The organism is Streptomyces griseoviridis, assembly GCF_005222485.1.
Lineage (GTDB): Bacteria > Actinomycetota > Actinomycetes > Streptomycetales > Streptomycetaceae > Streptomyces > Streptomyces hintoniae.
In genome coordinates this window covers 732982-758477 of sequence record NZ_CP029078.1, presented here as the reverse complement: position 1 = coordinate 758477, position 25496 = coordinate 732982, and the positions used below count along the sequence as shown (strand labels likewise).

Sequence of the window (25496 nt, the reverse complement as noted above, 5' to 3'; positions counted from 1 at the left end):
GCAGGAAGGAGTGGTGGGCGTGCCGGGGGCGTCGTCGCGATGGTGTCACCGCCAACAATGGGGGCGCCGTCAACAATGTAGGCGTCAGACACATGGTCGATACACTGGCCCGCATGCAGACCAGCCCGCGCCGCTACCACCACGGAGACCTCCGTGCCGCCCTGCTGACCCGCGCCGAGGAGACGCTCCGCGAGCGGGGGCCGGCCGCCCTGTCCCTGCGCGAACTCGCCCGGGACCTGGGCGTCAGCCACGCCGCGCCCAGCCGTCACTTCAAGGACAAGCAGGCGCTGTTGGACGCGCTCGCGCTGGACGGCTTCGAACGGCTCGCGGCGACCGCCGAGGCGTCACAGGAGGGGCTCGGCGACGGGTTCGCCGAGCGGCTGCGGGCGTTGGTGCACGCGTACGTCTCATTCGCCTCGGCCAACGCCGAGTTGCTCGACCTCATGTACTCGACCAAGCACGATCCCGACGCGTCCAAGGCGCTGGTCGCGGTCGCGTTCCGCTGGTCGGACCACGCCATCAGCCTCATCGAGTACGGCCAGCGGCGGGGCGAGGTGCGGCAGGGGCCCGTGATGGGCGTCGCCCTGCCGGTCTTCGCGGCCCTGCACGGCTACGCCGACCTCGCCGCCACCGGCATGCTGCCGCCGGACACCGCTGACGAGGAGCCGGGGCAAGGGCTCGACGAGGTACTGGAGTTCATCCTGCGGGGGGCGGCACCCGATCCCGCGGAAGCCTGACGGTCGACGGCGCGCCGACCGGCCCCGCGGCTGAGGTGCCGGCTAGATGTCCTCGCCCAACACCCGTGCCAGGGCCGCGCGTTGCAGCGGCAGCGCCAGGGTGTGCAGGGCGCGGCCCTTCTCGGTGAGGGCGACCCAGACGCCGCGCCGGTCCTCCGCGCAGACGGAGCGCTCCACCAGGCCGTCCTTCTCCAGCCGGCCGATCAGCCGGGACAGCGCGCTCTGGCTGAGGTGCACCCGCCCGGCCAGGTTCTGCACCCGGCACTGGCCGGCGGGTCCGCCGGGGGCGGTGTCGGCCGCCTCGGTCACTAGCAGGTCGAGCACCTCGAAGTCGCTGGCGCCCAGGCCGTGCGGGTGCAGGGCGCGGTCGATCTCGCACAGCGCTCGGGCATGGACCGCCAGGATGCCCCGCCATCTCTCTTCGAGCCGGGGGCCGACCGTCTCGACCGTCTTCACTGCCATACCTGCACGGTAACACCGGAGCGACCGTTCGTTGACTGTGCAACTAGTGCGGGCGCATCCGGGGCCGGGTTCAGGCCGGCGGGTCCTGGAGCAGGCCGACGAAGTTGCCCTGCCCGTCCTTGACGGCGGCGATCAGCCGGCCGCCGCCGACGTCCTGGACGTCCTGCTGCACCTCGGCACCCGCCGCCACCAGCGCGGCGAGCCGGGCCCTGATGTCGTCGACGTGCCAGTACGGCACCGCCCCGGTCAGCCCCTTCGACGGGCCGCTGGGGTCGAGGCCGACGTCCTGGCCGCCGTCCTTGAAGCCGACGTAGTACGGCTCGTCCGCATAGGGCTCGGTCTCCAGCAACGCCGTGAACAGCGCCTTCGCCCGCTCGATGTCCTTGACGGGGTAGATGATCGTCTTCACGCCTGCGGTCATGACGGGCTCCTCGTGGTGCGGCACCGGCGCCTCTCGCCGATGCCCTCACGCTAGAACGCCGCGGCGCCGGACGCTTCTCCGATCCTGACCGGCTTCCCCCGGCCCACCCGGCTTCGGGGCCCGCAGGCCGCCGTCACGTCGACTCGCGGCGCACCAGCTCCGTCGGCAGGATCACCGCGGCCGGGTCCTCGCCGCCGATCTGGGCCAGCAGGACGCGCACCATCTCCGCGCTGATCCGGTCCCAGGGCTGGCGGATGGTGGTCAGCTCGGGGCGGGCCGAGACGGCGGCAGGGGAGTCGTCGAAGCCGCCCACCGCGATGTCCTCGGGAACGCGCCGTCCGGCCCGCTCGAAGGCCAGCAGCACGCCCTGCGCCATCAGGTCGGACGCCACGAACACCGCGTCGATGTCAGGGGCCCGGGACAGCAGCAGCTCGGCGCCCGCCTCGCCGCTCGCCCGGCTGTAGTCACCGGAGACCACGAGCCGCTCGTCGCCCTCGATGCCCGCCTCGGCGAGCACCTCCCGGTACCCGGCCAGCCGCTCCACCCCGCCCGGGGTGTCCAGCGGTCCGGTGACCACGCCGATCCGGCGGCGGCCGAGCGACAGCAGATGGCGCACCATGTCCCGGGCGCCGTCCCGGTCGTCGGCCGCCACGTAGCTCACCTTGGACCCGAGCCCGATCGGCTTGCCGCAGGCGACCAGCGGGACGCCCGCCGCCCGCAGCTCCTCGGCGACCGGGTCGCCCGAATGGTTGGAGACCAGCAGCACGCCGTCGACGTGCCCGGCGGTGATGTACCGCGTGAGGCGCCGCCGTTCGTCCTCGGTGCCGGCCAGCATCATCAGCAGCGGGATGTCGTGCGCGGCCAGCGCCTGGGTGCAACCCCGCAGCAGGACATTGAAGTTGGGGTCCTCGAAGAACCGCTCCTGGGGTTCCGTCAGCAGGAAGCCGACCGAGTCGGAACGCCCGGTGATCAGTGAGCGGGCGTGCCGGTTCACGACGTAACCCGTCCTGCGGATCGCGGCGTTGACCGCGTCCTGGGCGGCCGGGCTGACGTAGTGACCGCCGTTGAGCACCCGTGACACGGTGCCCCGCGAGACCCCTGCCTCGCGGGCGACGTCATGGATCGTCGGCGGTCTCGGCCGGCCCCCCGTGTTGCTCATGGTCATGACTTTACGGCTCCGGAGAGCAGATCGAGCGACCAGAACCGCTGGATGACCAGGAAGAGGGCGACCAGCGGGATCACCGCGAGGAACGCGCCGGTGATCACCAGGGTGTACAGGGCCGGGGTGTTGGCGCCCTGTTCGAGGAGCGTGTAAAGACCCAGCGTGATCGGGAAGCGCTCGTCGTCGCTGAGCATGATGTACGGCAGCAGGAAGTTGTTCCAGACGGCGACGAACTGGAACAGGAAGACCGTCACCATGCCCGGCACCATCATGGGCAGCGCGACCCGGGTGAAGATCCGCCACTCGCCCGCGCCGTCCATCCGTCCCGCCTCCACCACGTCGGTGGGCACGGCCGCCGCCGCGTAGATGCGCGCGAGGTAGACGCCGTAGGGGGAGAGGATCTGCGGGAGCAGGACCGACAGGTAGGAGTCCGTCAGGTCGGCCTTGGCCAGCAGCAGGTACTGCGGGATGGCGAGGATGATCGGCGGCATCAGGACACCGGCGAGCAGCACGTTGAACATCGTCTCGCGACCGCGGAAGCGGTAGGTCGCGAGCGCGTAGCCGCTGAGCGCGGAGACCACGGTCGACAGCAGGGCGCCGAGACCCGCGTACAGGGCGGAGTTGCCCATCCAGGTCCAGTAGACGCCGTCGCGGTAGGCGTCGAGGTCCTTGACGTTGTCGACGAAGCCCGAGCCGGGCAGGAAGGTGAAGGTGGAGAACAGCTCGCTGCCCGACTTGGTGGACGCGATCACCACCCACGCCACCGGAAGCAGCGTGTAGACGGCGCCGAGCAGCAGCGCGACCGTCGGGACCAGCGCGATCCGGCGGCGCGGCGGCGGGCCCTGGGCGGTGCCGGGAGCGGTGCCCGCCGCCGGGGCGGCCTCGCGGACGGCTGTGGAACTCATCGGGCGGCCTCCTGCTTGGTGCGGCGGTTCGCGGCTCGCAGGAAGCCGAACGACAGGACCAGCGTGACCAGAGCGATGATCGTCGCCTCGGCCGCCGCCCGGTAGATGTCCCCGTTGCCGAAGGCGTCCTGGTACACCTTCATCAGCGGACTCCAGGTCGTGGAGACGGAGTTGGTGAGCGGTCTGAGGGTGGTCGGCTCGTTGAAGACCTGGAGCGTGGCGATGATCGAGAAGAAGAAGGTGAGCACCAGGGAGGGCGCCACCATCGGGATCTTGATCCGCAGCGCGATCTGGAGCGGCGTCGCGCCGTCCAGCCTGGCCGCCTCGTACACCTCGACGGGGATGGCCTGGAGCGCGGTGTAGATGACGATCATGTTGAAGCCGGTGCCGCCCCAGACCGCGATGTTGGAGAGGGCGAGGTAGAGCGGGCCGCCGTCGAGCAGGTCGGGCTGCGGCAGCCCCAGTTTCTCCAGCACGTAGGAGAAGGGGCTGACGTCCGGCAGGTAGAGGAAGCCCCACAGCAGCGCGGCCACCACACCGGGGATGGCGTACGGCAGGAAGATCGCGAGCCGGGTGAAGGGCGTGAAGCGGACCTTGTCGGAGTCGAGCATCAGCGCGAACAGCAGCGCCAGACCGAGCATCACGGGGACGACGACGCATCCGTAGCCCAGCACCCGCAGCGCGCCGCCGACCATCTCGCTGTCGGTGAGGGTGTCGGTGTAGTTCTCCAGGCCCGCCCAGACCTCCTCCCGGGCACCGGAGCCGAGGCCGAGGCCGGAGACGTGCACCTTGTGCAGGCTGAGCCAGACCGCGTACCCGATGGGCAGCGCGAAGAACAGGGCGAACAGGAGCGCGGCGGGGACGAGGAAGAAGTAGGGGGCGCTCCGTGCCCTTCTGAGGGTGGCGGAGGAGGTGCGGCCGTCCGGGGCCCCCTCGGCCCCGGACGGCGTGCGGCGCGCGGTGGTCACTCGGAGACTCCGAAGCCCTGCTTCTTCATGTCGGCGACGGTGGCGTCCTGCATGGTCCGCAGGGCGGCGGCGAAGTCCGACTTGTTCTTGGCGGCGGCGCCGAAGGCGTCCTTGAACGTGGTGTAGGCGACGTTCACGTTCGGGCCCCAGGCGGAGGGTGCCGTGGTCTTCGCGATCTCGGCGGCCTTGGTGTAGAAGTCGGGCTGGTTCGCGAAGTAGTCGGGCGGGGTGGTGAAGGCGCCGGAGAGCTGGGCGGAGGAGGACGCGGGGTAGATGCCGCTCTCCTTGGCCAGCGCGTTGAGCGCGTCGCCGTCGGTGTTCAGCCAGGTGGCGAACCTGGCGGCGGCGGACCGGTGCGCGGAGTCCGTGGTGACGGCCGTCGAGGAGCCGCCCCAGCTGCCGGTCACGTCCTCGGTCGCCGACCACTGGGGGAGCGGGGCCATGGCCCACTTGCCCTTGGTGTCGGGCGCGGCGGTGTTCAGGGTGCCGGGCGCCCAGACCGCGCTGACCCAGGCGATCTGCTTGCCGGTATTGAGCGCCTTGTTCCAGGCCGGGGTGTACATCGGCTGGTTGTCGACGGCCCCCTCCTTGACGAGGTCGCCCCAGAACGTGGCGACCTTCTCGGTGGCGGGGTCGTCGATGGCGACCTTCCAGGTGTCCTTCGAGGTCGTCCACCACTTGGCGCCCGCCTGCTGGGCGAGGCCCGCGAAGAGACCGGAGTCGTTGGCGGAGAAGGTGGTGAGGTCGGTGTCCGGTGCCTTCTTCTTCAGGGCGCGGGCGGTCTCGGCGAACTGCTCCCAGGTGGTGGGGACCTTGAGCCCGTACTTCTTGAAGAGGTCCTCGCGGTAGTAGAACATCATCGGTCCGATGTCCTGCGGCACCGCGTAGACGGCGTCCGTGCCCAGCGTGGTCTGCTGCCAGACGCCGGCGGCGAACTTGCCCTTGGCGTCGCCCACGTCCCCGGATATGTCGGCGAGCGCGTCATTGCTGACCAGCGTCGGCAGCGCCTGGTACTCGGCCTGCACCAGGTCGGGTGCCTTCTTCGCCTTGTGCGCGGTGAGGATCTTGGTGACCAGGGTGTCGCCCGACGCCTGCTTCTTCACCGTGACGGTGATCCGGTCCTTCTTGCCCGGCCCCTTGTTCCACAGGTCCACGACCTTGTCCATGCCGGGCGCCCAGGTCCAGTACGTCAGCGAGACCGGCCCCGACGCGGCCTTGTCGTCGTCCGAGCCGCAGGCGGCGAGGGCGGTGGAGCCGAGGGCGACCGCGAGGGTGGTGGCCACGAGGCGACTGTGCTTCGTGATGGGCATGGATTTCTCCCCTGACCTGGGGCCCGCGCCTGCTGCGAGGGCCTGCCATGCTTCTGTGAGCGTTCACAGTAGAGAAACATCCCGGACACTTGTCAATGGTTGTTGCTGTGCGGTTATGTTGGGCTCGCACCGTCAATGATGTGTGTGCACGTTCCCAAATGATCGATAACTCGGGAGAGATCCATGCCGGAGACCACCCCCAAGGGCCTCACCAGGCTCGCCTTCGGTGGGGACTACAACCCGGAGCAGTGGCCGGAATCCGTCTGGGACGAGGACGTCCGGCTGATGCGCGAGGCCGGCGTCACCCTGGTGAGCGTCGGGATCTTCTCCTGGGCGCTGCTCGAACCCGCCCCCGGAGAACACGACTTCGGCTGGCTCGACCGGCTCCTCGACCTGCTCCACGAACACGGCATACGCGTCGACCTCGGCACCCCGACCGTGGTCCCGCCCGCCTGGTTCTACCGCGACCACCCCGACGCGCTGCCGGTCAACGCCGACGGCGTCCGCCTCGCCTTCGGCTCCCGCGGCGCCATCTGCCACAGCAACGCCGACTACCGGGCCGCCGCAGCGGACATCACCACCCGGCTTGCCGAACGCTACGGCGACCACCCCGCGCTCGCCCTCTGGCACGTCCACAACGAGTACGGCGTCCCCGTCTCGGCCTGCTACTGCGACTCCTGCGCCGCCCACTTCCGCCGCTGGCTGGCCGCCGAGCACGGCTCAGTCGACGCGGTCAACGCCGCCTGGGGCACCGCCTTCTGGGGCCAGCGCTACGCCGACCTGGAGCAGATCACCCCGCCGCGCACCGCCCCGACCGTCGGCAACCCGGGCCAGGCCCTCGACTACAAGCGGTTCGCCGACGCCACCATGCGGGAGAACTTCGTCGCCGAACGGGACATCCTGCACCGCCTCGCGCCCGGCATCCCGGTCACCACCAACTTCATGACCGCCCTCAGCCAGTGCGACTCCGTCGACTACTGGGCCTGGGGCCGCGAGGTCGACCTCGTCACCAACGACCACTACCTGATCACCGACGGCCGCCGCACCCACGTCAACCTCGCGATGGCCGCCGACCTCACCCGCTCGGTGGCGGGCGGCGCCCCCTGGCTCCTCCTCGAACACTCCACCTCGGGCGTCAACTGGCAGCCCCGCAACCCCGCCAAGGCCCCCGGCCAGATGGCCCGCAACTCCCTCGCCCACGTGGCCCGCGGCTCCGAGGGCGCCCTGTTCTTCCAGTGGCGGCAGTCCCGCCGCGGCGCCGAGAAGTTCCACTCGGCGATGCTCCCGCACGGCGGCACCGACACCCGCGTCTGGCGCGAGGTCGTCGAACTCGGCGCCGCCATCGACGCGTTGACGCCCGTCAAGGGCACCCGCACCGACGCCGACGCGGCCGTCCTGTGGGACTGGCACTCCTGGTGGGCGCAGAACCTCCAGTGGCGGCCCAGCGAGGACCACGACGCGCGCGAACGCGCCGACGCCTTCTACGAGGCCCTCTACGACCGCCACCTCACCGTCGACTTCGCCCACCCCGAGGCCGACCTGTCCCGCTACCCCCTGGTCGTGGTGCCCGCGCTCTACCTGATGACCGAGGCCGCGGGCGACAACCTGCGCGCCTACGTCGAAGGCGGCGGCACCCTCGTCGTCTCCTACTTCTCCGGCATCGTCGACGAGCACGACGCCGTCCACGACGGGCCCTACCCGGGCGCCCTGCGGGACGTCCTCGGCCTGACCGTCGAGGAGTTCTCCCCACTCCTGGCCGGTCAGGCGGTACGGCTCGAAGGACCCGACGGCCTCGCCCTCGGCGCCGACGTGTGGACCGAGTTCGTGGTGCCGCGCGGCGCCGAGACCGTCTGGAGCTACGCCGACGGCCTGACCGCCGGCCGCCCCGCCGTCACCCGGCACCGCCTCGGCGAGGGCACCGCCTGGTACGTCTCCACCCGCCTGGCCGCCGACGGCCTGGACGCCGTCCTCGCCCGCGCCGGCCAGGACGCCCGCCTCGCCCCGCGCGCCGACCTGCCCCGGGACGTCGAAGTGGTGCGCCGCACAGGCGAGTCGGGCACCTTCCTGTTCGCGATCAACCACACCGCCGCCGACGCCAAGGTGGCACTGGAGAGCGCCGGCACCGAGCTGCTCACCGGCGAACGCGCCGCGGGCCGCCTCGCGGTCCCGGCCGGAGCCGTCCGGGTCGTACGACTCGACGGCTGAGCCCACTCCCTTCGCCCGCGCGAGCTGCGAGCCGCGGGCGAAGGGGAACGCCCTCCGCTCCCCGGGAGGGACCCCGAGAGGGGACGCGCCCCGCGGCCGGGCGCGTCCCGCGGCGGAGCGATCCGCACGCGGGCGCGGCCCGCTCGCAGGGCATCCCCTCGCCATCTCGTCGAAGGGACGACGGACCATGATGTTCCATCCCAGACGCGCGCTCAGGGCCCTGCTGCTGCCGCTCCTGGCCGGGCTCGCCCTCACCGCCCTGCCCGCCCAGACCGCCACCGCGGCCGGCACCCTCACCAACGCCGGGTTCGAGTCCGACGGCGCGGGCGCGGCCGTCCCGGCCGGCTGGTCCGAGTACGGCGACACCGCCGCCTCCTACACCGAGTCCGGTGGCCACAGCGGGAGTTACCGCCTCACCCACTACGCGTCGAGCGCCTACAAGGTCGAGACGTACCAGTACCTGTCGGGCCTCACCAACGGCACCTACACCCTCACCGCGTGGGTCCGCTCGGGCGGCGGGCAGAACGCCGCCCACCTCGCCCTGAAGAACTGCGGCAGCCCGGAGCAGCGCACCGACCTGCCGGTCTCCAGCAGCAGTTGGGTGCGGATCGTCACCTCGATCGCCGTCACCGACAACCAGTGCACGATCAGCGTCACCTCCGACGCCAACGCGGGCAACTGGATCAACGTCGACGACCTGACGTTCGCGTCCGGCTCGACCGGCCTGTCGATCAAGGGCTCCGACATCTCCTCGCTCGCCAAGAGCGAGGCGAAGGGCGGTGTCTACAAGAGCAGTTCGGGCACCACGGGCGACGCGGTCACCATCCTGAAGAACGCCGGCATGAACTACGCGCGCCTCAAGGTCTGGGTGAACCCGGCCGACGGCTACAACGACAAGGCGCATGTGCTGGCCGTCGCCAAGCGCGTCAAGGCGGCCGGCATGAAGCTGCTGGTCGACTTCCACTACTCGGACACCTGGGCCGACCCCGGCAAGCAGACCAAGCCCGCCGCCTGGGCCACCCACTCCTACAGCCAGTTGAAGACCGACGTCTACAACCACACCTACGACGTGCTCAACGCCCTCAAGGCGCAGGGCACCACCGCCGACATGGTCCAGGTCGGCAACGAGATCAACGGCGGCATGCTCTGGTCCGAGGGCTCCACCGCCAACTGGTCGCAGCTCGCCGGACTGCTCAACTCCGGCTACAGCGCCGCGAAGGCCGTCTCCACCGGCACCCAGGTCGCCCTGCACCTCGCCAACGCGGGCGACGACGGCACCGTCCGCTGGTGGTTCGACAACGCCAAGACGTACGGCATCAGTCACGACCTGATCGGGCTCTCCTACTACGGCTTCTGGCACGGCTCGCTCGCCGCCGCCCAGGCCACCCTGGACGACACCGCCGCGCGCTACGGCAAGCCCGTCTTCATCGCCGAGACGTCCTACCCCTTCCGTCTCGACAGCGACGACTCGCTGGCCAACCAGATCGACACCACCGACAAGCTCGTCGCCGGCTACCCGGCCTCCGCCGCGGGCCAGTTGGCGTGGATGAACGCCGTCGCCAACGTCGTCGAGGCGGTCCCGGGCGGCCGCGGCCTGGGCGTCTTCTACTGGGAGGCGACCTGGACCGCCGTCACCGGCAACGGCTGGGACCCGGCCGACGCGTCCTCCGGCAACGGCTGGGAGAACCAGGCCCTGTTCGGCTTCGACGACCGGGCGCTCACCTCGATGGCGTGGTTCAGCCACCGCTGACCGCCGCACACCAGGGCCCGGCCGCCGGACAGCGGCCGGGCCCCTCGCGCGCTCCACCCGGCCGAAGCACCCGCGACCGGCCGGAATCCGCCGTTACACCGCGCCTACCTGGTCGTTGGGCACGCCGCCCCACCGTCTCCCCAGGAGGAACCGCACCGTGCTGACACGCGTGGAACGCGACGGAGTCCCGCTCACCCTCACCCGCCGCGCCGGAACGGGCCGGCCCCTGCTCCTCGTCCCGGGGGTGATGGCCGACGCGGCCGGCTGGCAGCCCGTCGTCGACGCGCTGGACGTCCCAGGACCCGTCTACGTGCTGAACCGGCGCGGACGCGGCCCCAGCGGTCCGCTCGGCGCGGACTACTCGCTGCGCACCGAGATCGACGACCTGACCCGGGTCCTCGACGAGATCACCGCGGCCGAGGGCCCGCACCTGGGCGTGGACCTGTTCGGCTGGAGCTTCGGCGGACTCGTCGCCCTGGAGACCACCGCCCGCCGCACCGCCGCCGTCCGCTCCCTCACCCTCTACGAGCCGGTCGCCCGCCCCTTCGGCCGCGCGGCACTGCCCGCCCTGCGGGAGGCCGACGCCGCAGGCGACCTCGACCGCGCCGTGGAGATCGTCAACCGCGACGTGTCCGGCTTCTCCGCCGCGTACGTGAACGGCCTGCGCGCCACCCCCGTCTGGGACGTCCTGCGCCCGCTGGCCGCGCCCCTGGCCCGCGAACTGACCGCCCTCGACGACCATCCCGTGGACCTCGCGGCCCTCGCCGCCCTCGACCTGCCGCCCCTCACCCTGCTGCTCGGCGGCGACAACGAGGGCGTCGCGCCCTACGGCGAGGCGTTCGCCGCGTTCGCGACCGCGCTGCCCAGGGCCAGGGTGGTCGTCATGCCGGGACAGGGCCACCTCGCCCACGCCCAGGACCCCCGCACCCTGGCCGGCCACCTCGCGCGGGCCGTCCGCCACCCCGCGCACGCCTGCTGACCGCCACTCACCCGGCCGGGTCGCCCGGCCGCGGTTCCTCACGGCGCCCGGCCGCCGTCAGACCGGGCAGCGCGGCCCGCCAGAAGTGCTCCACCACCTGGGACGCCTCCCGGGCCGCGCCCGGCTGACGGGACAGGATCTGCACCCCCACGGTCAGCGCCAGCACGGTGGCGACGACGTCCTCGGCCACCACGCCGGGCGGCAGACTCCGGTCCCGCCTGGCGTCCTCCAGCAGCCGCAGCAGCAGCGCCACCAACCGGCCGCGCAGCAGCGGGACTTCGCCGTCCGCCCGGTCGCAGCTCACCTGGAACCCGGCCCGCACCACCACGTCCTCGCTCAGCAGCCGGGCCAGCTCTCGTGACGTCGCCACCAGCGCCGCAAGCGCCTGCCCGGTCCCGGGGCCGCGCGCCGCGGCCAGCGTGTCGAGCGCCCGCACCGCCTCCTGCTCCAGCGCGGAGGCCAGCGCGTCCTTGTCGGCGAAGTGGAAGTAGACCGCGCCCTTGGAGAGTCCGGCCGCCTCGCTCACCCTGGTGAGGGTCGCCGCCTTCAGACCGTACCGGTCGACGACCTGCGCGGCGGCCCGGACGATGGCCTCACGGGAGCGGACGGCGCGTTGCTGTCGGGGCATCGGACTCAGTTCCCCCCGTCCGCACCGCCGTCCCCGCGTCGTCTGGGCCCGCCCGCGGCCACCGGAGCCGGCCGTGGACCGGTGGGCGCCGCCAGCACGGACGCGCCGATCAGCAGCACCGCCCCGAACGCCACGAGCCCCTGGTGCGCGGGCGGTTCGCCGAGCAGCGGGCCGAGCAGCAGCGAGCCGAGCACCTGACCGCTGATCATGCCGAGCCCGGCCGCGAGCACCCCGATCCTGCGCACGGTCAGCACCGCCGTCAGCACCACCACACAGCCCAGCAGCCCGCCCGTGAAGTGCCACAGCGGTCCCGACCTTGGCCGCGGCAGCCCGGTGGAGACCGCGAGCACCGCGAGGGCGGCGACCATCAGGGCGGTACCCGCGGCGAAACTGAGCAGGACCGCCGGGTACGGATGGTGCCCGCAGCTTTCGTCCACCCGGCCGTTCACCGCCATCTGCCAGGACAGCGCGCACCCGGCGAGGAACGGCAGCGCGGCCAGCGCCAGCGCGCGGCCCGCGTCCGGCGCCGCCAGCACCGGGAAGGCCACCGCGCAGACCGCGAGCAGCCCGCCCGCCAGCCGCCTGGCCGTGGCCCGGCGCCGGCCACCGGGACCGAGACCGAGGTGGTCCACCGCCACCGCGCACAGGGTCTGGCCGGCGACCAGCGCCAGCGTGTACGCGGCCGGCCCCAGCGCGGCGGCGGTCAGCGCCTGCGTCAGCACCATGCTGCCGCCCGCGACCCCGCCGAGACAGTGCCACGGCCGCAGCGACCGGGCCCGCAGCGCGGCCCGCAGCGCCCCGAACGCCGGCCCGAGGCGCGGCAGGAACAGCGCGGCCACCGCCGCGACACAGAGGCTGAGCGTGTTGGACCAGACGGCCGCCGACACCGACCCGGCGTGCTCACCGAGCCGGCCGTTGACCACGGACTCCAGGGCCAGCGCGGCGCCGCCCGCGACGGCCGCGACCAACGGGAGCACCCCGGACCCGGCCGTGCCCGACGGGGGCGCGGGCACGGCGGCGGGCCGGGGCGGCGCCGCACGACCGGCCGCCGGGGCACGGTCACGCGACGGGCGGGACATGGACATGGGCGCTCCCGGGACAGAGGGCGACGGGTGACGGGCAACGGGCCTTGAGCGGTGGGCGGTCGGCGCGTGGTGCCGGGGCCCGGTGGGACGGGGGTGCGGGGGTGCGGGGGTGCGGTGTCGCGCCCGGGAGGAGGAGCCCGATCGCCGACTCAGGCACCCCCGTTGGGGCCGCGAGCCCGCCCCCCGGCCGGCCCGGCCTTCCAAGTGGCCGCCGGAACGGCCCCGTTCAGACCGGCGCCGGAAAGGCGTCCACCACCCGGAGGACGTCCTCGCGGGTCACGTCGCAGTGGGTGATCATGCGGACCGCGTCGCCGGTGGGCACGGTGCGGATGCCGTACCCGGCGAGGAGCTCGACGGTGCGGGGCGGGTCGTCGACCGGCAGCAGGACGATGTTGGTCTGCGGGACGTCGGTCTTCCAGCCGCGTTCGGCGAGCCCCGCCGCCAGCAGCCGGGCGTGCTCGTGGTCCTCGGCCAGCCGGTCCACCCGCCCGAGGGCCACCAGACCCGCCGCCGCCAGGATCCCGCCCTGCCTGACCCCGCCGCCGAGCATCTTGCGGACCCGGCGCCCCTCCCGCACGAACGCCGCGCCGCCCGCGAGCACCGAACCCACCGGCGCGCCGAGCCCCTTGCTGAGACAGACCTGGACGCTGTCCGCGCCCTCGGCCAGCTCCGCCACCCGCACCCCGAGGGCGACCGCCGCGTTCCACAGCCGGGCGCCGTCGAGGTGGACCAGCAGCCCGGCCGCGTGCGCTGCGGCCACCAGCTCCCGGTGTTCGGACGGCGAAGTGACCGTGCCGCCCGCCGCGTTGTGCGTGTTCTCCAGGCAGAGCAGCCGGTCCCGCAGCGCGAAGTACGGGCCGCCCCTGGCGACCGCCCCGGTGACGTCGGCGGGGCTCGGCCGGCCGGGCCCCGCCGTCCAGGGCAGCGCCCGGGGCATGCCCCCGGCCAGCCACGCCGCCGTCCCGACCTCCTGCTCCAGGACGTGCGCCTGGTCGGGGGCGAGGAACCGGTCGCCCCGTTCCAGACGGACGCACAGGGCGATCAGGTTGCCCATCGAACCGCTGGGCACCCACAGGGCGTCCTCGGCGCCGAGCAGCCCCGCGACCTCCTCCTCCAGGGCCCGCATGGTGGGGTCGCCGTCGAGGACGTCGTCGCCGACCTCGGCGTCGGCCATGGCCCGGCGCATCCGCGCGTCGGGACGGGTGACGGTGTCGGACCGCAGGTCGACCTGCGGTCCGGCCGGGGGTGGTGCCATCGCAGCCTCCGGGAGGTGGGAGCGGTCGCTAGTCGGCGCGCTCGACGCGGTACCGGGTCATCAACAGGGCGGCCAGCACACTGAATCCGGCGCCCAGGAACATCACGGACGACGGCCCCGACGCGTCCACGGCCCAGCCGCCGACGAGCGCGCCGAGCGCGATCGACACGTTGAACGCGCAGATGTACAGCGAGGTCGCCGCCTCCGCGGCCTGCGGGGCGCTGGCGAACACCAGCGTCTGCAGGCAGACCGGCAGCGCCGTGTACGCGACGCCCCACACCAGCAGCAGGATCACCGTGCCCGGGTGCCAACTGCCGTTCGCCACCAGCAGGACGACGGCGGTGGCGAGCAGCAGGACGCAGCTGAGGGTGGTGGCGCGCAGCGCGCGGGCCGCCGCGGCGCCGCCCGCGAAGTTCCCGACGACGCCGGCGACGCCGTACAGGAGCAGCAGGCCGCTGACCCAGTGGGAGGGGATGCCCGCGTCCTGTTCGAGGAACGGCGCCACATAGGTGTACGCGGCGAAGTGGCCGGTCACCATGGCGGCCGTGACGAGGGTGGCTATCCGCAGGTTGCGGTCGCGCAGCAGCCGGGGCAGTTCGGCGAGCCTGACCACGGCGCGCGGCGCCATCGGGGGCAGCAGGAAGGCCGCCGTGGCGAGGATCAGCACGCCGATCGCGGAGATCGACCAGAACGCGGTGCGCCAGTCGGAGAGCCCGCCGACGAAGGTGCCGAACGGCACGCCGACCACCGACGCGATGGAGATGCCGCTGAAGACGACGGCGGTGGCCCGCACCGACTGCGCGGGCGGCACCAGCCGGACGGCGATGGACGCGGCGATCGACCACATCACGCCGTGCGCGAAGCCGGTCAGCAGCCGCGAGACCATGAGGACGCCGTACGACGACGACAGCGCGGTGAACGCGTTGCCCGCGACGAAGATCGCGAGGACCAGCAGGAGCAGCAGCCGCCGGTCGAAGCGGCGGGTCGCCGCGGTCAGCACGGGCGCGAAGACGCCCGCGATGGCGCCGTACAGGGTGACCGAGAGGCCCACGGTGCCCTCGGAGACCCGCAGGTCGCCGCTCATCGCGGGGAGCAGTCCGATCGGGACCATCTCGGTGGTGGTGAAGGCGAAGACTCCGGTGCCGACGGCGGCGACGGCGAACCATCGGCGCACCGGTCCGAGGAGCACGGGGGAGTGCGCGGCGGGTTCCGCGCCGTCCGCGGCGTCCACCGCGTCGGTGTCCTGGCGGGAGGGGGACGAGGGTGTCACAGGGGATCTCCGGGTCGTGCGGGGGTGAGGGTCGGTTCGTTGGACAGCAGTTCGACCGCCCGCTCGAAGGGTTCGAGCGGGGGACGGAAGAGGACGGCGCCGGCGTGGCCGCCGTCGCGGAGCGTGGCGCCCAGGTGGATCGCGGGGACGACGCCGGTCTCCGCGACCCGCCGTACGTCTATGCCGCACGGCACGCCGCGGTAGGCGAGGGCGGGGATGCGGTAGTCGGGGTGCTCCCGCAGCGTGATCCGGTACATGCGCTCGGTGGTGCGGAGCATCTCGGGCGGCGATCCGGCGGAGTGGTCCTGCAACGGCATGGCGGCGGCCGCCGCCATCCCGCCGAGGCCGATGGTCTCCGTGATGAGGCTCTCGCCTCCGACGTACGCGAGGTCGTCGGTGCTCCAGCCGTCGTAGAGCCGGCCGCGCAGGGTGGCGACGGGCGGGAGCGGAGCGGTCAGCCAGCGGTCGCCGAGGCCGGAGACCCGCAGCCCGAACTCCTTCTCGTTCAGGTTCATCGCGGTGACGAGGCTGCTGCCCGCGAGATGGGAGGCGCTGTCGGCCGCGGCCTTGGCCGCGGCCATCACGATGTGCAGGAACAGGTACTCGGCGGAGCGCAGATATCCGGCCAGCGCCCGGTACCTGCGGGTGACGCCCTGCCGCGACAGGTCGAGGACGGCGTCCAGCACCTCGGCCCTGAACAGCGCCCCCGCCGCCTTGTGACGGCTGTGCAGGTCGTCGCCCATCGTCAGGGCCCGGCGCACGATCGGCCCGACCGCGAGCCCGCCCATCCGCTCGAGCACCTCGGCGAGGGCGGGCGAGACGATGTCGCTGACGTGCCGCAGCCGCGCCTCGACGCCGTCGTCCCAGACCCCGAAGGTGAGCGACGCCCGGTCGGCGCCCTCGTTCATCCGGCAGAACGCGCGCCGCCCCGACGCCTGGTCATGGACCACGAGCACCGGCATCGACGCGGTGCACACGCCGGTGAGGGAGCCCACGGTCGCGTGGTCGTGGGACGGGCGGACGGTGAGGAAGCCGTCGGCGAGCAGCGCCTCGGCCTCCGCCTCGTCGCCCGCCAGGCCCTCGTAGAGCGCGCCGCCGATGATCGCCCGCCGCTGGCCGCCCGTGTAGCGGTCCCACGCCATCGGCGGCCCGGAGACGAGGATGGTGCGGTCGGTCAGACCGCGGACGACGTCACCCGCGCGGGCCACCGTCTCCAGCACGGGCCGGGAGCCGGTCAGCCGGGCCACCGCCCGCTCGTTGGCGTCGTCGGCGGCGGTGCCCCGCGCGCTGCCCGCGGCGGACGCGGTGCCGGGACCGCCGCTCATCGGACGGCCTCCTCGGACCGGCCGGCCGCCGCGAGCGGCACGGCGCGGATGGTCACCGCGCGGGCGGTCTCCCGGGTGACGGCGTCGAGGTCGGCGCCGAGCGGCCCGTCGAGGACGACGGAGACCGACCGGCCCTGCGAGTCGGCCTGGTCGCCGAGCAGATCGCCCCGGCTGCGGCTGACCAGCACGGCGTGGCCCCGGGACGGCGCGTCGGCGGCGGCCGGCGGCAGATCGGGCCAGCGGCCCCGCTCGCCGACCCAGTGCACGGGGACGTCGGCGGCGCTCACGTCCGTCAGCAGACCGCGCGGATGGTCGAGGTAGACCTGCCGGGCACGGCGGCGCGGCGGCGCGGTGACCGGGTCGGTGCCGAGGGCCAGGTCGAGCAGGGCGGCGTCCAGGTCCATCCCGGTCGCCAGCCGCCACAGCCGGGTGATCGCGTCGCCCGGCGGCCGTGCGGCGGCCTCCATCAGCACCACCCGGTCCTCGGCGGTCAGCCGGAACTCGGCGTGGCTCATCCCGGTGCCGAACCGGACGGCCCGCAGGAACGCGCTGTTGGCGTCGAGCAGCAGCGCCTCCTGCGCGGGGGTGAGGTGCGGGGCGGGCGAGGTGTGGCCGGTCTCGGTGAAGAACGAGGTGTCCGACTCGTTGGTGTCCTTGGCGGTGATCCCCGCCCACAGCACCACGCCGTCACGGACCAGGCTCTCCACCGAGTACTCGCGGCCGGCGATCCGCTCCTCCAGAAGGACCAGTTCACCGGCGTCGTAGCCGGGCAGCAGCGGGCCCACCTCGTCGGGTCCCGCGACCGCGCGCACCCCCGAACTCGACATCCGCGAGGCCGGTTTGAGGACCGCGGGATAGGCGTGCCAGTCTCCGGCGGCCCCGGCGCGGCCCTGGTCGAGGACGGTCCAGCGCGGCGCGAGGCCGGGCGCCGCCAGCCGCTGGAGCAGCTTGTTGCGGCAGACGCGCGCCGCGTGCGTGCCGGGCCCCGGCAGCCCGAGGCTCTGCGCCAGGGCCCCCGCGGCCTCCACGAACACCTCGCCGACGTTGAGCACGGCGCGCACCGGGCGCTCCCGCAGCCAGGGCGCGACACCGCGCAGCAGGGTCTCCAGGGAGGTGTCGGGCAGGTGCAGGACGTCGTCGTCGGGGAGGCGGGAGAGCGGGTGGTCGGGGTCGGCGCGGTGCCGGGCGAGTTCGCGGTCAGGGGTCTCGGGGCCGAAGACGAACAGCGGTGCCACGCCCCGCTCCTGAGCCGCGTCGAGCAGCCGCAGGTGTTTGGCGAACACGATCAGGTCGGTGATGACGACGACGGCGGGCCGGAAGCCGTCGGCGGGGTCCGGCGCGGGCGGCCCGCCGCTGGCACGGAAGGTGGTCATGGTGTCCCTCGGTCGGGGTGCGGGGGCGCGGCAGGTGCCGCGCCCCCGCACGGCGCGGATCAGGCGGGCAGGCGCTCGGCGGTCACGGTCAGTTCGTCGACCCCGCTGCCGGCCCGGGTGCGCAGCACCACCCGGGGGTCGGGGCCGTCGGGGAAGACCTGGAGGGTGCGCTCCTCGCTCCAGCCGGCGAACCGGTACTCGTGGTCGCCGAGGTGCACCAGCGCGAACACCCGGCCGTCGGCCAGCCGCAGCACCGCCCGCCCGTCCTGCTCGGCCAGGGACGCGGTCCGCACCGGCAGATCGGCGGAGAGCGGGGTGTCGTCCTCCCACAGGTGGAAGGTCTCCGGGACCGGGAAGCGGGTGGCGAGCCTGCGGACCTCGTCCGGGGTCTGCGGGTTCTCCTGCCGGTTGTAGAGGACCTCGCCGTCCCGGAAGTAGCTCTGCCAGCTCTCCGGGAAGAGAGCCGCGAGGCCGGGGGTGACCAGCACGTCGATCACCAGGTGCACCCGGTGCTCGGTGCCCGTGTTCTGCACCCGGTGGGTGCGGCTGAAGTCGCCGAACCAGAACTCGCCCGGCTGCCAGCGGTGTTCGACGCCGTCGAGGACGAGGACGGCGCCGGGGTTGGTGACGACCGGCACGTGCAGCCGTCCGACGCCCCAACGCGGCCCGTACTTGGGGTCGGTGTGGTCGATGCCGACGGTGTCGGGGCCGAGCGCCATGAACCGGACGGCGTGCAGCGGGGCCGGGATGAACTCCAGGACCTCGCGGACGTAGGGGATGCGGTCGAGCCACTCGGTGTCGGCGAAGTCGCGCGGTCCCGGGCCGCCCGGGTCGGTGCGGTCGGCCTCGCCGCCGGGGCTGCGCAGCGCGAGGCACCGCCAGTCGACCTCGGTGGCGGCGCCGACGCCGTCCTCGCTGTAGACGCGCTGCTGGTCCCAGGTGTGCTCGCGCAGGGAGGTCAGCTCGCGCAGCAGCCGTCCCGCGTCGAACGCGGGCTTGAGTCGGACGCCCTCGGCGGGCATGGGCACGGTGTCGAGGAGCGGTGCGGAGGATGACATGGGTACGTCCTTGGCGGGTGTCGGGAGGGGAAGGGGGCGCTGTCAGACCAGGCCGGCGGCGGCCGGCTCGCGGTCCGCCGTGTCCGCCTGGAGCTGGTGCCAGCGCTCCAGCATGAAGAGGGTCCACAGCGCGTAGCTGTGCTCGGGGCGGAACTCCCGGACCACGGTGCGCAGTTGGTCGGGGTCGAAGTAGCCGCGCTCCAGGGAGGGTTCGGACAGCAGGGTGCCGCTGATGACAGGGCGCAGCTCGGTGCCCAGCCAGCTCTCCAGCGGCACGGCCAGCTCCTGTTTGCGGCGCTCCAGGATCTGCCGGGGCAGATAGCGGGCCGCCACCCGCTTGAGCGGGGCCTTCTCCTGGTCGCCGACGAGCTTGCGGTCCGCCGGGACGCGGCTGACGTAGTCGATGAGCCGGTGGTCGAGGAACGGGCTGCGGGGCTCCACCGAGTGCGCCATCGACATCCGGTCGATCTTCACCAACTGCGCGTCGGAGAGCCAGAATCCGCTGTCGACGTGCATGGCCCGGTCCAGGTCCGGGGCGGCCGGGTCGGTGCGCGCGAAACGGTCCCGCAGGTAGTTGTGCGGGTGGCCGGGGAGCCGCGCGGCGAAGGCGTCCGTGTACAGCCGGTCCTTCAGCGCGCCCGGCACCCCGTCCACCAGGACCCGCTCGTAGCGGTCGGCGAGGTCGCCCGCGCCCCCTAGGTCGCGCAGCCGCCGGTAGCGGCCGTACCCGCAGAAGATCTCGTCGGAGCCGTCACCGGTCAGCACCACCGTGACATGCCGACGGGCCAGCCGGTACATGCAGGACGCGGCGATCGCCGACGGGAACGCGTAGGGCTCTCCCATGTGGGTGAGGACGGTGTCGACGGCCTCCAGGGCGTCCGCCGCGCCGATCCGGTACACGTGGTGCCGGGTCCCGCAGTGCTCGGCCATGGCGAGGGCGTGCGCCGACTCGTCGAACGCGGCGTGCTCGAACCCGACGGAGAAGGTGTGCAGGGGCCGCCCCAGCTGCCGGGTGGCGATGGCCGTCACCAGGCTCGAGTCGAGGCCGCCGCTGAGCATCGAGCCGAGCGGCACCTCCGACTCGAGCCGGTCGCGCACCGCCTCCTGGAGCAGGGCGTCGACGGTGTCGTCGATCTCCGCCTGCGGCACGTCCGTCAGTTCGTTGGTGAACCCGAACTCCCAGTAGACGCGTCGGCGTTCGGGCTTTCCCGGCTCGAAGACCGCGACGGTCGCCGGCTCCAGCTTCCGCACCTGCCGGTAGACGGTGTGCGGGGCGGGGACGACCCGGTAGCTCAGGTACTGGTCGATGGCGACGGGGTCGGTCTCCCGGCCGATGCCGGGGTGCAGCAGCAGCGCGGGCAGCTCCGACGCGAACGCCACCCCGCCGCCCGCGGGGGCCGCGAGGAACAGGGGCTTCTTGCCGACCCGGTCGGTCGCCAGGACCAGCCGGTTTGCGCGCAGGTCGTGGACGGCGACCGCGAACATGCCGTGCAGCCGCTCGACGAACTCCTCACCCAGCTCCTGGTAGAGGTGCGGCAGCACCTGCGCGTCGCTGCCGCCGCGCACCGGGCGGCCCCGGGAGGCGAGGAAGGCGCGCAGCTCGCGGTGGTTGTAGATCTCGCCGTTGAGGACGCAGACGACGCTGCCGTCGTCGCTGTACACGGGCTGCGAACCGTCGTGCAGGCCGAGGACCTTGAGCCGGCACATCGCGAGGGCCGTGCCGCCCGAGGCGAAGGACCCGGTCTCGTCGGGGCCCCGGTGCGCCATGGCGGCGCAGGCGGCGGACGGGAAGGACGGGTGGAAGGCGCCGCTTCCCAGGGACGCCGTGCCGGCTATACCGCACACCGGTCAGCCCTCCTTGAGGTCGAGTCGGCGCTTGGCGTGCCCCGAGCGCAGCCCGTCGGGCCCGACGGCGGTCACCCGGACCGCTCCGACCAGCCCCGACGCGATCATCTGGGCGACGTCAGGGGCCTGCCGGTCGAGCCCTGCCCGGACGGCGGCGAGCTGCGCGTCGGTGACGGTGTCCGCGACCACCCGCACGACGAGGCCGTCGTCGTCGGACGCCTCGAAGGGCGAGCCGGGGAAGACCTCGGCCATGATCTGCGTCAGATCGTGGTTGCTGATCCGCTCGCCGTGCTTGAAGTCGCCGCCGAGGCGGCCGTCGACGCGTTCGAACGCGAAGACCTCGCGGCCCTCGTGGACGATGCGGCGCAGCCCGGTGACGGCGTCGCCCGTCACATAGCGGACGGCCGGGAAGTAGCCGCGGGTGAAGGAGGTGAGCAGCAGTGCCCCGCTGCCCTCCTGCCGGGACGGCACCCGGTCGTGCTCGCTCGCCGAGGCCAGCTCCTCGGGGTCGATCACCTCGGGGACGATGTGGTCGTGGAAGTGGTAGAGGCCGGTCTGCGCGCAGGAGTGGGCGATGGCGCCGATCTCGATCGAGCCGAACACGTCGAGGACGTCGGCGGGTTCGAGGGCGAAGCGCTTCGCGACGTTGGCCCGCCAGGCGGGCGGCGCGACATCGCCCACCACCATCACCTTCCGCGGGCTGATGTCCAGCTCAGGACCTGCCTGGAACAGCCGGTCGAGGATCATCGGCATGGTGAAGAACACGTCGGGACGCAGCGAGTTGAGCCTCTCGACGTGCTCGTCCACCGGCCGGGTGAAGTCGATGTCGTGGGCCTGGAAGCCGAGTTCCTCGAAGACCCGGTGCGCCGAGGCCGCCGCGTGGCCGGTGCCGAGGTCGGCGACGGCGACCGAGCCGGCCGGCACGGACGCGGTGAACTCCCCGAACAGCCAGCGGCGTTGGGCGACATACGCGTCGTCGTCGGCGGGCGAGTAGAGGATGCGCTTGCGGAGCCCGCCGGAGGTACCCGAGGTGTGGTACGCGGAGGCGTCCGGCAGGTGCGGGTGGTCCGCGGTGTAGTAGTGGGCGCCGAGCAGGCCGGTGGAGACCGGCGGCAGGTCGGAGAGGTCCCCCGAGCCGAGCGCGCCTCGGCGCAGCAGCAGTTCGCGGTACCACGGGAAGCGCTGGGCGTGGCCGGCCGCGAGCGCGGCCAGCTCGGCGGCGCGGGCGGGGGAGCCGGTCCGCGCGGCGGTGGCGGTGGGGTGCGGCATGCGGGTGCCTTTCTCGTCGGGTGCGGCGGGCGGGTCAGCTCCAGCGGGTGGTCTCACCGAAGAAGCCGGGCACCTCCGTCGCGAGGCCCTTCTCCACGGCCTGCCGGTAGAGGCTCTCGCCCACCGCGAGGTCCAGGACGCCGAGCCCGAACGGGGAGAAGATCCGGGGTTTGTCGGTGGCCGGCGCGATCCGGCCGCGGATCATCTGGGCGAGCGTGCCGTCGATGAAGTCCCGGTGTCCCAGGAGCTGTTCGGCGAGGTGCGGCGAGGTGTCGGCGGTCAGGCAGTGGTCGACGTCGTCGAGGATGTTCTGCGCGCCCGCCACCAGTTCGGGGCCGAGGTCGCGCAGCGAGACGTTGAGGACGGTCTGTCCCGGGGCGAAGGTGTCGGGCCTGGTGACCCAGGGCCGGGGCGCGGTGGTCGCGAAGATCACCAGGTCGGCGTCGGCCGCGGCCCGTTCGAAGGAGTCCTCCCGTTCGGCGCGGTAGCCGAGGTCGGCGACGCGCCGGACGAGGGCGTCGGCGTAGCCGGGCTCCCGGTCGTGGACGACGAACTGCTCGACCGACCACGCCTGGGCGGCGAGGAACTCGGCGATGTTGCGGGCGATGACCCCGGCGCCGACCAGGCAGACCCGCCGCGCGCTCCGGCCGCCGGTGAGTTCCTGGGCGCCGAGGACGGCGGAGGCGGCGGTGCGGGCGGCACTGATCTGGGACGCCTCGAGGCAGGCGAACGGGTAGCCCGTCCCGTGGTCGTTGAGGAGCAGGGTGGCGGAGGCGCGCGGGATGTTGCGCTCGATGTTGCGGGGGTAGCTGGCGATCCACTTGATGCCGGAGACGCGGTGGTCGCCGCCGAGGTGGGCGGGGAGCGCGATGATGCGGGCCTCGGGCTTCTCAGGGAAGCGCAGGAAGTAGCTGTTGGGGTTCACCGAGTCGCCGGCGTCGTGGGTGAGGTAGGCGGCGCGGACCGTCTCGACGATGTCGGGGCGCGAGACGTCGATGAGGGTGCGCAGGGCGGTTCCGCCCACCACGTGGAAGTCGAACATGCGGGTGCCTCTCTGCTGGTGCGGGGGTCGCGTCGGTGCGGGTGGGCCGCGGGCGGTCACACGGCGACGGGGCGCGCGTCCGCGTCGTCGAGGACGTCGGCGCCGAAGGTGTCGGCGACCCACAGGTCGTCGTAGATCGTCTTGACGTAGCGGTCGCCCATGTCGGGGGAGAGCGCCACGACGCGCGAGCCGGGCGGGACGCGGTCGGCGACCGACTCGAGGGCCGCGAGCACGGACCCGGTGGACCCGCCGGCCGGCAGCCCGTGGTCGCGGGCGAGCCTGCGGCACATCCGGACCGCGTCGCTCTCGTCGACCAGGACGATCTCGTCGACCCGGTCGGGCCTGCACAGTTCGGGGCGGCGGCTGGTGCCGAGGCCGGGGATGTACCGGGGTCCTGGCGGGCCGCCGAAGGTCACCGAGCCCGCGGTGTCGACGGCGATGATCCGCGTCCACGGCGAGAACGCCCGGAAGTGCCGGGTGCAGCCCATGAGGGTGCCGGTGGTGCCCGCGCCGACCAGCAGCACGTCGACGTGGCCGATGTTCTTGAGGATCGAGGTGGCGGTCCGCTGCGCGTGGGCCTGCGCGTTGGCCGGGTTGGCGTACTGGTTGAGCCAGACCAGGCCGGGGTCGGCCGCGGTCATCTCCCGGATGAGGGCGATCCTGGTGCCCAGGTAGCCGCCGTTGTGGTCGCGCCGGGTGACCTCGACGACCTCGCCGCCGAGGGCCCGGATGAGGGCGAGGCTCTGCGGGGAGACGTTCGGGTCGGTCACGCAGGTGAAGTGGTAGCCGCGGGCGGCGGCGATCACGGACAGGGCGATGCCGAGGCTCCCGGAGGACGACTCCACGATCCGGCCACCGGGCCAGAGCCTGCCCTTGCGTTCGGCGTCCTCCACCATGCCGAGCGCGGACTTGAGCTTCACCGAACCGGCCGGGTTCATCCCCTCCAGCTTCAGGAAGAGACGGCTGTCGGGCAGGATCCGGTCCAGTTCGAGGAATACGTCGTCGGTGACGATGTCGCAGGCGCGCTGGTAGATCATCGGTCCTCCCGCGGTCCGGTCGGGGCGGCGCGCCGGCCCGTGCGGGCGGCGGCCAGGCGGCGCAGGAAGAGAGCCTCGGCACGGGCCAGGGCGGCGATCTCCCCGGGGCTGACGCTCTCGTCGGTGCCATGGATGTTCGACGGCGGGTCCTCGACCCCGCACAGGACGATCTCGGCGTCCGGGTAGAGCGACCTGAAGGCGGAGCAGACGGCGATCGAGCCGCCCGCGCCCACCTCGCGGGCCGGCACCCCGAAGGCGTCCGACAGCGCCTCGCGCATCACGGTGTGCGCAGGGCCGCCGGTGTCCGCGCGGAACGCGGGACCGCTGGTGACGCGCCTGATGTCGAGCCGGGCGCCCCACGGGACGTGCTCGCGCAGATGACCGGCGAGCGCCTCGTGCACCCGGGCCACCTCGGTGCCCGGCGGGGTACGGACACTGACCAGGGCCTTCGCCGAGGGCAGCAGGGCGGGCACGGCGTCGTCGAGGGACGGCGACCGCACGGCGAGCACGGTCACGGCGGGCCGGTCCCACAGCCGCTCGGCGACCGTTCCCGACCCGATGAGCCGCACGCCGTCCAGGACCCCGGCGTCGGCGCGGAACTCCGCCTCGGAGTACCCGGCGCGGCCCGGTCCCGGGCCGCTCGCGGAGCCGAGGCCGGGCACGCACGGGGTCCCGTCGGCGTCGTGCAGGGTGGCGAGCAGCCGGATCAGGGCGGTCAGCGCGTCCGGCGCGGGCCCGCCGAACTGGCCCGAGTGCAGGGTCCTGGCGAGCGTGGAGACGGTGATCTCCACGACGGCCATGCCGCGCAGCGAGGTGGTGAGGGTCGGGACGCCCGGCGCGAGGTTGCCGGTGTCCGCGACGACCACGACGTCCGGCGCGAGCAGGTCGGGGCGGGCCCGAAGGAGCTTCTCGAGGGCGGCGTCGCCCGGCTCCTCGCAGCCGTCCACGAGGACCACGAGGTCGAGCTCGGGCCAGGGTTCGTCGGGCAGGGCGTCCTGGAGGGAGCGCAGCGCCGTGAGGTGGGCGACGACATTGCCCTTGCAGTCCGCGCTGCCGCGTCCGTACCAGCGGCCGTCCCGCTCGGTCAGTTCGAACGGCGGGCTCCGCCAGGCCGTCTCGTCCTGCGCGGAGACGACGTCGTAGTGGGCGTAGAGCACCACGCGGGGTGCGCCGGGCGGTCCCGGCCTGCGGGCGTACACGGTCTCGGTGCCGTCGTCGGCGGGCAGCAGCCGGATCTCCGGCAGGCCCGCGTCCACGAGCAGGTCGGCGATCAGCCGGGCCGCGCGGTGGAACTGTTCGGGGGGCGATACGCCGGCGACGGTGCGCAGCCCGACCAGGGCGGCGAGGTCGTCGCGGGCTCGGGCCATCAGCGAGCGCCCGGGGGCGGCTGTGGGGCGTGCAGACATGGTG

Annotated in this window: 22 protein-coding genes; 4 read left to right on the top strand and 18 right to left on the bottom strand. The window is 73.4% G+C overall.

The annotated features are described in order from the left end of the window. Positions 1–113: 113 nt before the first annotated feature. Positions 114–737 carry a TetR/AcrR family transcriptional regulator gene (locus DDJ31_RS03220; protein WP_127181814.1) on the top strand — a complete coding sequence of 208 codons (624 nt, stop codon included), beginning with the start codon at positions 114–116 and terminating at the stop codon, positions 735–737. A 42-nt stretch (positions 738–779) separates the two neighbouring features. Here the strand turns inward: DDJ31_RS03220 and DDJ31_RS03215 are convergent, their stop codons facing one another. The 6 genes from DDJ31_RS03215 to DDJ31_RS03190 all read right to left on the bottom strand — a co-directional run bounded on the left by DDJ31_RS03215 (position 780) and on the right by DDJ31_RS03190 (position 5965). Beyond that, entirely contained in the window at positions 780–1199 is a 420-nt protein-coding gene (locus DDJ31_RS03215; RefSeq protein WP_127181815.1) for a MarR family winged helix-turn-helix transcriptional regulator, read from the bottom strand. 70 nt (positions 1200–1269) lie between these two features. Continuing rightward, positions 1270–1620, bottom strand: a complete 351-nt coding sequence (locus tag DDJ31_RS03210) for a VOC family protein (protein WP_127181816.1) — start codon at positions 1618–1620, stop codon at positions 1270–1272. Positions 1621–1753: 133 nt separating this feature from the next. Next, the gene (locus DDJ31_RS03205; RefSeq protein ID WP_127181817.1) at positions 1754–2785 is read right to left on the bottom strand and encodes a LacI family DNA-binding transcriptional regulator; all 1032 of its coding nucleotides are present in this window, start codon (positions 2783–2785) and stop codon (positions 1754–1756) included. Next, positions 2782–3687 carry a carbohydrate ABC transporter permease gene (locus tag DDJ31_RS03200; RefSeq protein ID WP_127181818.1) on the bottom strand — a complete coding sequence of 302 codons (906 nt, stop codon included), beginning with the start codon at positions 3685–3687 and terminating at the stop codon, positions 2782–2784. Before DDJ31_RS03200 ends, DDJ31_RS03205 begins: the two co-directional genes overlap by 4 nt. Further along, a complete protein-coding gene (locus DDJ31_RS03195) occupies positions 3684–4535 on the bottom strand; it encodes a carbohydrate ABC transporter permease (RefSeq protein ID WP_240678472.1) in 852 nt (283 codons plus the stop codon). Before DDJ31_RS03195 ends, DDJ31_RS03200 begins: the two co-directional genes overlap by 4 nt. 116 nt (positions 4536–4651) lie before the next feature. Then, positions 4652–5965: an extracellular solute-binding protein gene (locus tag DDJ31_RS03190; protein ID WP_127181820.1), complete on the bottom strand. Its 1314-nt coding sequence runs from the start codon at positions 5963–5965 to the stop codon at positions 4652–4654. 183 nt (positions 5966–6148) lie between these two features. Here DDJ31_RS03190 and DDJ31_RS03185 point away from each other — a divergent pair, with 183 nt between their 5' ends. The 3 genes from DDJ31_RS03185 to DDJ31_RS03175 all read left to right on the top strand — a co-directional run bounded on the left by DDJ31_RS03185 (position 6149) and on the right by DDJ31_RS03175 (position 10899). After that, positions 6149–8170, top strand: a complete 2022-nt coding sequence (locus DDJ31_RS03185; protein WP_127181821.1) for a beta-galactosidase — start codon at positions 6149–6151, stop codon at positions 8168–8170. A 190-nt stretch (positions 8171–8360) separates the two neighbouring features. Continuing rightward, a complete protein-coding gene (locus tag DDJ31_RS03180) occupies positions 8361–9920 on the top strand; it encodes a glycosyl hydrolase 53 family protein (RefSeq protein ID WP_127182978.1) in 1560 nt (519 codons plus the stop codon). A gap of 157 nt (positions 9921–10077) precedes the next feature. Continuing rightward, complete coding sequence (locus DDJ31_RS03175; RefSeq protein WP_240678302.1) at positions 10078–10899, top strand: alpha/beta fold hydrolase; 822 nt, start codon at positions 10078–10080, stop codon at positions 10897–10899. 7 nt (positions 10900–10906) lie between these two features. On the opposite strand, the gene DDJ31_RS03170 is transcribed toward DDJ31_RS03175, so the two are convergent. The 12 genes from DDJ31_RS03170 to DDJ31_RS03115 form a co-directional block, all read right to left on the bottom strand. After that, positions 10907–11527, bottom strand: coding sequence for a ScbR family autoregulator-binding transcription factor (locus tag DDJ31_RS03170; protein ID WP_127181822.1), 621 nt, complete (start codon positions 11525–11527; stop codon positions 10907–10909). 5 nt (positions 11528–11532) lie between these two features. After that, complete coding sequence (locus DDJ31_RS03165; protein WP_127181823.1) at positions 11533–12612, bottom strand: DMT family transporter; 1080 nt, start codon at positions 12610–12612, stop codon at positions 11533–11535. Between the two features lie 226 nt (positions 12613–12838). After that, positions 12839–13867: a threonine aldolase family protein gene (locus DDJ31_RS03160; RefSeq protein ID WP_127181824.1), complete on the bottom strand. Its 1029-nt coding sequence runs from the start codon at positions 13865–13867 to the stop codon at positions 12839–12841. Positions 13868–13895: 28 nt separating this feature from the next. Continuing rightward, complete coding sequence (locus DDJ31_RS03155) at positions 13896–15137, bottom strand: MFS transporter (protein ID WP_206280744.1); 1242 nt, start codon at positions 15135–15137, stop codon at positions 13896–13898. Further along, complete coding sequence (locus DDJ31_RS03150) at positions 15134–16462, bottom strand: oxamate carbamoyltransferase subunit AllG family protein (protein ID WP_127181825.1); 1329 nt, start codon at positions 16460–16462, stop codon at positions 15134–15136. The genes DDJ31_RS03155 and DDJ31_RS03150 overlap by 4 nt, the downstream gene beginning before the upstream one ends. Then, the gene (locus DDJ31_RS03145; RefSeq protein WP_127181826.1) at positions 16459–17835 is read right to left on the bottom strand and encodes an ATP-grasp domain-containing protein; all 1377 of its coding nucleotides are present in this window, start codon (positions 17833–17835) and stop codon (positions 16459–16461) included. Before DDJ31_RS03145 ends, DDJ31_RS03150 begins: the two co-directional genes overlap by 4 nt. 59 nt (positions 17836–17894) lie before the next feature. Next, positions 17895–18893 carry an aspartyl/asparaginyl beta-hydroxylase domain-containing protein gene (locus DDJ31_RS03140; protein ID WP_127181827.1) on the bottom strand — a complete coding sequence of 333 codons (999 nt, stop codon included), beginning with the start codon at positions 18891–18893 and terminating at the stop codon, positions 17895–17897. A 42-nt stretch (positions 18894–18935) separates the two neighbouring features. Beyond that, positions 18936–20738 carry an asparagine synthase (glutamine-hydrolyzing) gene (gene asnB, locus DDJ31_RS03135; protein ID WP_206280746.1) on the bottom strand — a complete coding sequence of 601 codons (1803 nt, stop codon included), beginning with the start codon at positions 20736–20738 and terminating at the stop codon, positions 18936–18938. A 3-nt stretch (positions 20739–20741) separates the two neighbouring features. Next, positions 20742–22007, bottom strand: a complete 1266-nt coding sequence (locus DDJ31_RS03130) for a CoF synthetase (RefSeq protein WP_127181828.1) — start codon at positions 22005–22007, stop codon at positions 20742–20744. Between the two features lie 34 nt (positions 22008–22041). Beyond that, the gene (sbnB, locus tag DDJ31_RS03125) at positions 22042–23049 is read right to left on the bottom strand and encodes a 2,3-diaminopropionate biosynthesis protein SbnB (protein WP_127181829.1); all 1008 of its coding nucleotides are present in this window, start codon (positions 23047–23049) and stop codon (positions 22042–22044) included. A gap of 56 nt (positions 23050–23105) precedes the next feature. Then, the gene (gene sbnA, locus DDJ31_RS03120; RefSeq protein ID WP_127181830.1) at positions 23106–24086 is read right to left on the bottom strand and encodes a 2,3-diaminopropionate biosynthesis protein SbnA; all 981 of its coding nucleotides are present in this window, start codon (positions 24084–24086) and stop codon (positions 23106–23108) included. Further along, positions 24083–25492 (bottom strand): M20/M25/M40 family metallo-hydrolase, encoded by a 1410-nt coding sequence (locus DDJ31_RS03115; RefSeq protein WP_127181831.1) that lies wholly within the window; start codon positions 25490–25492, stop codon positions 24083–24085. Before DDJ31_RS03115 ends, sbnA begins: the two co-directional genes overlap by 4 nt. Between the last annotated feature and the right edge of the window lie 4 nt (positions 25493–25496).